Source organism: Methylomagnum sp. (assembly GCF_054333355.1).
In genome coordinates this window covers 1-9,965 of the sequence record NZ_JBTEKS010000140.1, presented here as the reverse complement: position 1 = coordinate 9,965, position 9,965 = coordinate 1, and the positions used below count along the sequence as shown (strand labels likewise).

General features: G+C 63.7%; 11 protein-coding genes. 5 read left to right on the top strand and 6 right to left on the bottom strand.

The genetic code is table 11. The features are described 5' to 3' along the window. Window positions 1-780, top strand: a 780-nt coding sequence (locus ACXWUF_RS12055) for an AMP-binding protein (RefSeq protein WP_458494912.1), incomplete at its 5' end; no start/stop codon positions are given. After that, window positions 777-1,937, top strand: a complete 1,161-nt coding sequence (lplT, locus tag ACXWUF_RS12050; protein WP_458494911.1) for a lysophospholipid transporter LplT — start codon at window positions 777-779, stop codon at window positions 1,935-1,937. The genes ACXWUF_RS12055 and lplT, both read left to right, overlap by 4 nt. Before the next feature lie 35 nt (window positions 1,938-1,972). On the opposite strand, the gene ACXWUF_RS12045 is transcribed toward lplT, so the two are convergent. Beyond that, window positions 1,973-2,170: a hypothetical protein gene (locus tag ACXWUF_RS12045; RefSeq protein ID WP_458494910.1), complete on the bottom strand. Its 198-nt coding sequence runs from the start codon at window positions 2,168-2,170 to the stop codon at window positions 1,973-1,975. 452 nt (window positions 2,171-2,622) lie between these two features. Here ACXWUF_RS12045 and ACXWUF_RS12040 point away from each other — a divergent pair, with 452 nt between their 5' ends. Next, window positions 2,623-3,003 carry a hypothetical protein gene (locus tag ACXWUF_RS12040; RefSeq protein WP_458494909.1) on the top strand — a complete coding sequence of 127 codons (381 nt, stop codon included), beginning with the start codon at window positions 2,623-2,625 and terminating at the stop codon, window positions 3,001-3,003. Window positions 3,004-3,051: 48 nt separating this feature from the next. Here the strand turns inward: ACXWUF_RS12040 and ACXWUF_RS12035 are convergent, their stop codons facing one another. From ACXWUF_RS12035 to ACXWUF_RS12015, 5 genes are all read right to left on the bottom strand, one after another. Further along, window positions 3,052-3,711, bottom strand: a complete 660-nt coding sequence (locus tag ACXWUF_RS12035) for a protein-L-isoaspartate(D-aspartate) O-methyltransferase (protein WP_458494908.1) — start codon at window positions 3,709-3,711, stop codon at window positions 3,052-3,054. Further along, entirely contained in the window at window positions 3,708-4,463 is a 756-nt protein-coding gene (surE, locus tag ACXWUF_RS12030; RefSeq protein WP_458494907.1) for a 5'/3'-nucleotidase SurE, read from the bottom strand. Before surE ends, ACXWUF_RS12035 begins: the two co-directional genes overlap by 4 nt. A gap of 283 nt (window positions 4,464-4,746) precedes the next feature. Continuing rightward, on the bottom strand, window positions 4,747-5,181 hold the full coding sequence (locus tag ACXWUF_RS12025) for an NUDIX domain-containing protein (protein WP_458494906.1): 435 nt from the start codon (window positions 5,179-5,181) through the stop codon (window positions 4,747-4,749). 149 nt (window positions 5,182-5,330) lie between these two features. After that, entirely contained in the window at window positions 5,331-5,459 is a 129-nt protein-coding gene (locus tag ACXWUF_RS12020; protein ID WP_458494905.1) for a hypothetical protein, read from the bottom strand. Between the two features lie 162 nt (window positions 5,460-5,621). Beyond that, window positions 5,622-6,203 (bottom strand): hypothetical protein, encoded by a 582-nt coding sequence (locus ACXWUF_RS12015; RefSeq protein ID WP_458494904.1) that lies wholly within the window; start codon window positions 6,201-6,203, stop codon window positions 5,622-5,624. A gap of 449 nt (window positions 6,204-6,652) precedes the next feature. Here ACXWUF_RS12015 and ACXWUF_RS12010 point away from each other — a divergent pair, with 449 nt between their 5' ends. Then, window positions 6,653-7,336 (top strand): ABC transporter ATP-binding protein, encoded by a 684-nt coding sequence (locus ACXWUF_RS12010; RefSeq protein ID WP_458494903.1) that lies wholly within the window; start codon window positions 6,653-6,655, stop codon window positions 7,334-7,336. Continuing rightward, complete coding sequence (locus ACXWUF_RS12005; RefSeq protein WP_458494902.1) at window positions 7,333-9,852, top strand: FtsX-like permease family protein; 2,520 nt, start codon at window positions 7,333-7,335, stop codon at window positions 9,850-9,852. Before ACXWUF_RS12010 ends, ACXWUF_RS12005 begins: the two co-directional genes overlap by 4 nt. Window positions 9,853-9,965 lie beyond the last annotated feature (113 nt).

The window sequence follows — 9,965 nt, the reverse complement described above, 5'->3', positions numbered from 1 at the left end:
CTCAACGCCACCGTGCTGTTCGGCACCAATACCTTCCTGGCGGGCTACGCCAAGCACGCCCATCCTTACGATTTCTACAGCGTGCGCTATGTGTTCGCCGGGGCCGAGAAGCTGCGCGACGACACCCGCAAGCTGTGGATGGACAAGTTCGGGCTGCGGGTGCTGGAAGGCTACGGCGCGACCGAGACTTCGCCCATCCTTGCGGCCAACACGCCGATGTTTTACCGGGAAGGCACGGTCGGGCGGTTCATGCCGGGCATTCAATGGCGGCTGGAAGACGTGCCGGGCGTGGCCGAAGGGGGTCGGCTGCATGTGGCCGGGCCGAACGTGATGCTCGGCTACCTGCGCCCGGAACGCCCCGGCCAGTTGGAACCGCCCGTGTCCTGCTTCGGGCCGGGTTGGTACGACACGGGCGATATTGTGCGGGTGGACGGGGAGGGCTATGTCGCCATCCAGGGCCGGGCCAAGCGCTTCGCCAAGATTGGCGGCGAAATGGTCTCGCTGGGCGTGATTGAGGAATTGGCGGCGCAGCTTTGGCCGGGGCACATCCATGCCGCCGTCACCGTGCCCGATGAGAAGAAGGGCGAGCGGATCATTTTGACAACCCAATACAAGGACGCCGGACGGGCGGCGTTCTCGAAATATGCCCAAGCGCAGGGCCACGGCGAGCTTTACCAGCCCAAGGACATCCGTTATTTGAAGGACTTGCCGCTACTCGCCACCGGCAAGGTGGATTACCCGGCTTTGACGGCGCGGGTGCAAGCGGCGGAGGCGGCATGAACCGGGGGCTTTTCACCCTGGTCGGGGCGCAATTCCTGTCCGCGTTCGGGGATAACGCCATTTTGTTCACGGTCATCGCGATGGTGCTGCACGCGGGCGGACGCGGGGCTTGGTATGTGCCCGCGCTGCAAAGCGTGTTCCTGGTGTCCTTCGTGGCCTTGACGCCGTGGGTCGGGAATCTGGCCGACCGGCTCCCCAAGCCCCGCGTGCTGGTGCTGGCGAATCTGGTCAAGGCGCTGGGCGGCTTCGCGATTCTATTGGGCATGGAGCCGTTGATTGGCTATGGAATTATCGGGGTCGGCGCGGCGGCCTATGGCCCGGCCAAGTACGGCATCCTGCCGGAATTGGTCGGCGCGGAAAAACTGGTCCGCGCCAATGGCTGGATGGAGGGCGCGACCATCGCGGCGATTCTGTTCGGCACGGTGGGCGGGGCGCGGCTGGCCGATCAATCCATCCAACTCGCCTTAATCGCGGTGGTCGGACTGTATTTCGTGTCGGCGGCGGTGGCGTTGTTCCTGCCGAAACTGTCGGCGCGGGGCGTGGCGGCGGGTTCGGCCTGGGGCAAGCTGGTGGGCTTGATGAAGGGCTTGCTCGGTTCGCCACGGGCGCGGCTGGTGTTGCTGGCCTTGAGCTTGTTCTGGGCGTCGGCGGCGACGCTGCGGGTGGTGATGGTGGCCTGGGCACCGGAGGTGCTGAACCTGAAAACCGCGACGGATATTGCCGAACTCACCCTTTATCTGGCGATTGGCATCATCATTGGCTCCGGGCTGGTGCCCCGGCTGATTCCGCTGGAGTTGGTGCGGCGCACCCGCTTCGCGGCCTACGCCATGGCCGGGCTGTTCTTGCTCTTGGCGGGGGTCGAGGAACTATGGACGGCGCGGGCGGTGCTGTTGGCGATTGGCGTCGCTGGGGGCATGTTCGTGGTGCCGCTGAATGCCGCGATTCAGCAAATTGGGCATCGGACGGTGGGCAGCGGCGGGGCGGTGGCGGTGCAGAATTTCTTCCAGAACGGCGCGATCCTGCTGAGCATGGGCGTTTATACGCTGGCAAGCGCCCAAGGCGTGGGGTCCGTGGCGACGATTCTGACGCTGGGTGGGGTGGTGGGGGTGTTGACGCTGGTGGTGTCGTTGCGGCTGCCGAAGCAACCGTTGCTTTGACCCCGGCAATGGATTTTGCCGGGGTGGCGGGATGGTCAGGCGAGGGCTTCGTGGCGTTCCGGCTCTTCGGAACCGGACAACATGCGGTTTCGTTGCTCTTGATCTATGACCGGCGCGCCGCGCAGTGTCGGCCCGATTCTATCCATGAAGGCTTGTAGCCCGGAGACGCTGTTCTTCTCAACCCGATAAACGGGCCGATGCCCAATGAGCTTGATGATTGATTCGTTATGCATGATCCCTGCTCCTAAAATAAATTTGAATTCTTGTTGGACTTACGCAGAAACGTGATTTGTCCCCTCGCCCTCTGGGAGAAGGAGCCAAATGCGTAAGTCCTATCTTGTTGTTCGACCCCGCCTCCTTTGCCCTCGGTGTGCCCGAGACCAGCTTTTCCAGCGGAATCATTATCTTATAGGGTAAATAGATTATTTGACAACGTGATGACGTTCAGGAATGGGCCAATCTGCTCATGAAGCTATCCCATTTTGAGGGCGTCGGGCCGTTTCTGCGGGGGCTTGAGGCGACAAGCCCGGTGAAATTCGCGAAAATGCCGCCTTCAAAAACAGATGGAAAGCGCGGCCGCAAGCTTGCCTAGCGTCGGCGCGTCCCGAACAAGAAGGTCACGTTGACCGGCCCGATCAAACCGCAAGACATGGCTATGATGCTGAAAATAAAAGGGAAAAATATCATGGTGCCGCTCCGGGCGGCAGGGGTCGGCATGGTTGCCTTGGCGTTCGCGGGCTGCGTGACCGTCACCACGGGCGGCAAGCAACGGGTGATGGGCCACGATGAGTTCGCTAAATACGTAGAGCGGGTGTTCCGTTACCACAATCAGGTGATGAACGATTTGATTGAGGCGGAGGAAGCGCGGGAAGCGCAGGATTCCGACGAGGCCAAGGCGCTGTCAACCGCCGAGGCGCAGATGATAGAAATCTGCCAGCCCTTGAACGAGGTGGTGGCGGAATCCCTGTCGGGGAAAAGCGTTGGCTTGAAGATCGAAATGGCGCTGGCGGAGAGCGTGCCAAAATGCGAGGAAGCCTCGCATATCGTGGATGATTTGATGCCCTGAAAAGGCACGCAAGACCGACTCGGTTTTCAAAACCGAGTCGGTCTTTTCTTATACAACGCCGGGCAGGAAGGGCACGAAGTTGACCGGCTCGATTTCCTCGGCCTGATAGCCAAGCTCGGTGCGGATCACCCGTTGCAGGATTTGCTCCCGCCCGTTGCCGACCGGAATAATCAGCACGCTGCGACGGGCCATTTGTTCAAGCAGCGGCTCGGGCAGCTCCGGCGGCGCGGCGGTGACGATGATGCCGTCGTAGGGCGCGTATTCGTCCCAACCCCAGCCGCCATCCGTGTGTTTCAGCCGCACATTGCGCAATTGCAAATCCTGTAGGCAGCGCCGCGCCCGCTGTTGCAGGGGATAAATCCGCTCCACCGAATGCACCCGCTTCGCCAGTTGGGCCAGCACGGCGGTCTGATAGCCCGAGCCGGTGCCCACTTCCAAAATCTTGTCCAGCGGGCCTTTTTCCAGCAGCAACTCGGTCATCCGCGCCACGATGTAGGGCTGGGAGATGGTCTGGCCGAAGCCGATGGGCAGGGCGGTGTCCTCGTAGGCGCGGCTGGCGAAGGCGTCCTCCACGAAGATGTGGCGGGGCGTTTCCAGCATCACCTTCAGCACCGCCGGGTTGCTGATGCCTTGTTCCTTCAGGCGACCGATCATGCGTTCCCGGGTCCGCCGGGAGGTCATGCCGATGCCTTGAAGGCGCAGGTTCATGGCGCGGACTCCTTGGGCAGCCAGTCGGCCAGGGTTTGGATTCTCTCGTAACGGGTCAGGTCGATCTGCAAGGGCGTGACGGCGACGTAGTGGTGACGGATGGCGTAAAAATCGGTGCCGGGTCCGGCGTCTTGTTCCGGGCCGGCGGCGCCCACCCAGAAGATTTCCCGGCCTCGCGGGTCGGTGGCGCGGACCACCGGCTCGGCCTTGTGCCGCTGGCCCAGGCGGGTGGACTGGAAGCCCTTCAATTCATGGAACGGCAGGTCGGGCACGTTGACGTTGAGGATGGTGTCGGCGGGCAAGGGCTGCTCTTTAATCCGTTGCAGCAGGGCCACCGCCACTTGGCCCGCCGTGTCGAAGTGCTTGGGCGTGGACGAGGCCAGGGATATGGCCACGGCGGGCAGCCCCAGAAACCGGCCCTCGGTGGCGGCGGCCACGGTGCCCGAATAAATCACGTCGTCGCCCAGGTTGGAGCCGTGGTTGATGCCCGCGAACACCATGTCCGGCTCCCGGTCCAAGAGGCCGGTGATGGCGAGATGCACGCAATCGGTGGGGGTGCCGTCCACTTTGATGAAGCCGTTCTGGGCCTTGCTGATGCGGAGGGGCCGGTCGAGGGTGAGGGAATTGCTGGCCCCGCTCCGGTTCCGTTCGGGGGCCACCACGGTGATGTCGGCCAAAGGCCGGAGCGCGTCCGCCAGGGCGCTTAATCCTTCGGCGGAATAGCCGTCGTCATTACTCAGCAATATGTGCATCAACCAACTCCATAAAGGAAAAGCAATTTTACACAAGAACGGGCGGAACCGGGCAGGGACGCGGGGGCGCGTTGGCTTCCGTTCCAATTTGGTAGGGTGGGTTAGGCGCGCCTTGCGAAGAGTTTGATATTTCTGTCGATGCTTCCATGAGGCGGCAAGGTTTTCTCAATGTGCGCCTAACCCACCCAATGAAACTTCGTAGATGATTGGGGTAGGTTGGACTGAGGCACGAAGTCCGGGGTTGTTGGTGTGCGTGCCTCACCCCAACCTACCTGATGATGATTTAACGCAAGGGCGCGGGCTGGCCGGTGGCGCGGAAGCGCCGGTAATCTTCCAGCACCGTGGCGTGGTCGAAGGCGAGCAGGGGAGGCGGGTCGTTCGGGTCGAGGATGAGGATGTTCTTGGCGTCGTCCGCCGCTTCCGGCGTGCCATGGGCTTCGGCCACGTAGACCGCCGTGACCGTGTGGCCGCGTGGGTCGCGGTCCGGGTTGGAATACAGCCCCAACAGGGCGAGCAGCCGCACGTCCAGGCTGGTTTCCTCCTTGGCCTCGCGCACCGCCGCCGTTTCCAGGCTTTCCCCCACGTCCACGAAACCGCCCGGCACGGCCCAGCCCAAGGGCGGAAAGCGCCGTTCAATCAGGACGATGGGGCGGTTGGGATAGTCGATGAGTTCGATGATCGCGTCCGCCGCGATGGCGGGGGTGACGGGTCTTGCCATGATGCGCCTGCCTCGTGTCTGGGAAATGCAATGAGGCGGGAATCTTAGCACCGTAGGATGGGTGGAGCTTTAGCGGAACCCATCGCGTCGAGCGGCGGCATGATGGGTTCCGCTACGCTCCATCCATCCTACGGTTGAGTGCGGGGTAATCAGAGCAACGAAGCCAAGGCCACGAAGGCCACCAGGCCCGCCAGGGTGATGGTCGCGGCGTCCTCCAGATGGCTGGCGTTGGTGTTTGGCTGATTCAAGCGGCGCAGCAGGAAGTTCAAGTCGTTCATGGCGGGCACCTCGGTGCAAGTTGTGTGGGGCGTGCTTGTTTTAGCATCGCTGGCCTTAACGAAACCTTAAGGCGCTGGATCGTTAAGCCGACCGGGAATAAAACCCCGGCCCCATTCTGGCGGGCCGGGCAGGGGACGCCCACGCGGGGCGCCAGGGAGGTATCACTTGCCGGTGGGGCTTTTGTAGTCGGACTGGGTGAGCCGGACCATGAAGGCCACCGGGTTGAATTCGACGTTGCGGCGGGTGACGGCGATTTCCACGTAATACTCGTTGTTGAGGAAATCGAAGGGCTTGGAGAAGACGGTGTAGCCCTCGCCCCGCACGGTCTGGGTTGAGCTATTGCTATCGAAGCCAGCGATGGGCGTGTTGGTGCCGTTGGCGCGGCTTACCGCGTAAAGAATGGCCGTGACTCGGTTAGCGGCGGCGGTGCCGTCCTGGTCTTGATAACCGAGCATCAAGGTATTCCATTTCGGGTTATCGAAATCCACCGGGTTGGTGACGTTGCAGCGGACCACGATGGGTTCGAAACCATTGGGATAAGCGGTGCTGGCGGTGCTGTACATGCCGGACTTATAGCCGAAATCCGAGAAGTTGAACTGGTATTTGGCGAGAGAAGATTCATCAATCGAGCAAGCGCTGGCGACATGGGTCCAAGCTGGCAGATATTCCGTGGCAAAACTATTTCCGGACAGCAGAAGCGCGGAAAAAGCGGCCAGGGCGGAGAAGCGGCGTAAAGTTTTCATGACGGTATCCTCTCAAATTAAATAGGGAATTAAGTGTCGTAGGGTCAAGGTATTCAGGGGAGGACCACCTGCTCTGTCCGGTTTTCCGCGAGTGGGTATGTCCTCGTCCTTGGGTAATAGAATACGAGTAATCCCCTTGGATAATCTGTTAAGTAATAACCGCTTATTCAGGGCATCAATGCCTGCGGGTTGGCACTACTACCCGGCAAATGCGTGAGGTGCGTCTCAGTATTGGCTGAAGGCCTGTGTTATGCCGCGCCGGCATCATTGCTTCTTCACGCGGGGGGAAATATCCGGTGACGCCTCCAAGCCGGTCAATTTCGCCCGCGCAAGGTGTAACGACTGGATAAGCGGTGGGGAACGCTCCACACGGGGAAGAGTCCCAGCATCGCCAAGTACAATCTTTACTAACCACTAACCACTAACCACTAACCACTAACCACTCCGCCATGACGCCTTCAGCCTTCATTCAACTGCGCGACCTCCACTACGGCTACCGGGAAGGCGGGCGCGAGCATCCCATCCTGCGCGGTGCCCATGCCGAATTCCGCCGGGGCGAATTCGTCGCCTTGTTTGGCCGCAGCGGTTCCGGCAAGACCAGCCTGCTCAACTTGCTGGGTGGTTTGGATGTGCCGAGCGGCGGCGAAGTCCTCATCGACGGCGTGGCGCTCAACCGCCTCGACGAGCGGCGCCGCACCCTGTTCCGCCGCCGCCACATCGGCTTCGTCTACCAATTCTTCAACCTGCTGCCGACCCTGACCGTGGCCGAGAACATCCTGCTGCCGCTGGAACTGAACGCCGCGCCCCCAGCGGCCCGGCAAGCCGCGCTGGCCCTGCTGGATGAAATCGGCCTCGGCGAACGCGCCACGACTTACCCGGATCGGCTATCCGGCGGCGAGCAGCAGCGGGTGGCCCTGGTCCGCGCCCTGGCCCACGATCCCGCGTTGATTCTCGCCGACGAACCCACCGGCAACCTGGACGACCGCACCGGGGCGGAGGTGCTGGACCTGCTGGACCGGACGGTGAGGGCGCGGGGCAAGGCTTTGCTGATGGTGACGCACAGCCCCGAAGTGGCGGGCCGCGCCGACCGCGTGCTGTATCTCCGCGACGGCGCGTTGCGGGACAGCCCATGAGCCTGCTACGCGCCGCCAATCTCCGCTTCTATCAACGCCATCCCTGGCAATTGCTGCTGACCCTGATCGGCATCGCCCTGGGCGTCGCCATCGTCACCGGTATCGACCTGAGCCTGGACAGCGCCCAACGGGCTTTCCGCCTGTCCATGGAGGCGGTGGCCGGTAAAACCACTCACCATATCGTCGCGGGTGCCGGGCTGCTGGACGAATCCCTTTATGTGGAATTGCGCGTGCGCCACGGCGTCCGCGACATCGCGCCCGTGGTCGAGGGCTATGTGGAGAGCCAGGGCCAGCCGCTCCATGTGTTGGGCGTCGATCCTCTCGCGGTGGTCGAGGCGGGCCGCCAGCGCAACATTGGCCCGGCGGCGGACAAAGCCCTGACCCGTTTGCTGGGCGAGCCGGATACCGTGCTGATTGGCAAGCGCGGCGGCTTGAAGCTGGGCGTGAAACCGGGCGGGACGCTGGTGCTGGGCCATGACCAGGACACCCGCCCGGTGACGGTGCTGGGTTATCTGGAAGGCGGCGACCCGCCCGAAGCGGCCCTGGAAGGCTTGTTGGTGGCCGACATCGCCACCGCGCAGGAATTGCTGGGCCGGGTCGGGAGGCTCGACCGGATTGACGCGCAATTGCCCGACCAGCCGCAGGAACTTGACCGTCTGCGTGGACTGCTGCCGCCCGGCGTGCTGTTGGAAGAAGCCGAAGGCCGCAACACCGCCGCCCTCCGCATGACCGAAGCCTTCACCCTCAACCTCAAGGCGCTGAGCCTGCTGGCGCTGTTGGTGGGCATGTTCATCATCTACAACACGCTGACCTTCAGCGTGCTGCAACGCCGCCCGCTGCTCGCCACTTTGCGGGTGCTGGGTGTGACCCGGCGGCAAGTGCTGACCGGGATACTGGGGGAGGCCGCGTTGCTCGGCGCGGTGGGCACGGGGCTGGGCTTGGCGGCGGGCGTGCTGGCGGCGCAAGGCTTGCTGCGGCTGGTGACGCGGACCCTCAGCGATGTGTATTTCGTTTCCACCGTGACCGAGTTGTTCTACGACCCTTGGCTGCTGGTGAAAGGATTGCTGCTCGGCATCGGTGCCGCCCTGATCGCCAGCCTCGCCCCGGCCATCGAGGCGGCGTTTTCCCCGCCGTCCCTGGCGCAGCGCCGCTCCCTGTTGGAGGGCCGCTTCCGCCGGTTGTTGCCGGGGCTGGCCGGGCTGGGTTTGGGACTGCTGGCGGTGGGCTATCTCCTGCTGAGCCGGGCGGACACGGGACTCGGCGTGGCGCTGGCCGGGCAATTTCTGCAAATGCTCGGCTATGGCCTGATAACCCCGGCCTTGCTGGCGTTGCTGATAGACGGCGCGGGCCGCTTGCCGCTGCCGACCCTGCCCCGGCTGGCGCTGCGCGGTCTGCGCGGTGGCCTGAGCCGCACCGGCGTGGCGATGGCGGCGCTGGCCCTGAGCGTCGCCGCCGGGATTGGCGTCGGGGTGATGGTGCATAGCTTCCGGGTGGCGGTGGGGGACTGGCTGGAGCAAATCCTGCAAGCCGACCTCTACGTCAGTCTGCCCAGCACGCCGGGCCGGTCCAGCGAGGTTCTGCCGCCCGATTTGGCGTCCGTTCTGAGTCGGTTGCCGGGCGTGGAGCGGACTAGCACCGGGCGGCGGGTGTGGATCGAGACCGGCTTCGGGCGGGATGAATTCATGGTGCTGAACCCGGCTTACGAGGACCGTCCCGGCTTCCGTTTCCGGGGCGGGGAAGGGGCTGACATCTGGCGGGGTTTCCAACACCGGGATGAGGTGTTGATCTCCGAACCCTACGCGAACCATCACCATATCGGGCCGGGCGACACGCTCACCCTCGCCACGGCGGACGGGCCGCGTTCCTTCCCGGTGGGCGGGGTGTTCTTCGATTACCGCTCCGACCGGGGCATCGTGTTGATGCACCGGCGGCTGTTCGACCGGCTGTGGCACGATCCGGGAATTTCCTCGCTGGGCCTGTATCTCGCGCCCGGTGCCGATTTGGCGGCGGTTCAGGCGGCGGCCGAGAGGCTGACCACCGCCCGCAACCAGGGCGTGCTGATCCGCTCCAACCGCGAAATCCGGCAAGCCTCGCTGGAAGTCTTCGACCGCACCTTCGTGATTACCCGCGTGCTGGGGGTGTTGGCGCTGGGCGTGGCCTTCGTGGGCATCCTCAGCGCCTTGTTGGCCCTCTCCATCGAGCGGGCGCGGGAACTCGCCATCCTCCGCGCCACCGGCCTGACGCCCCGCGAGACCGTCGTGCTGGTGCTGATTCAGACCGGCCTGCTGGGGCTGTGCGCGGGGTTGTTGGCGTGGCCGTTGGGCACGGGCATCGCGGTGGCCTTGGTGAAGGTCATCAACCTGCGCTCGTTCGGCTGGACCATGGATTTGGCCTTGCCCGCGTCCGCCTATGGCGAGGCATTGGCGCTGGCCGTGGTGGCGGCGTTGCTGGCGGGCTTGTATCCGGCCTGGCGGGCGGGGCGGGTGCCGCCGGCCTTGGCGTTGCGGGAGGATTGAAAATGCGGATATTCACCGCCCTTGCTGGCTATTTCCGGCGATATACAGGATTTGGATACAAACCACTCCCCGAAATCAGCGGTGCTTCGACGGGGTTCGGGGGCCCGGGTGGT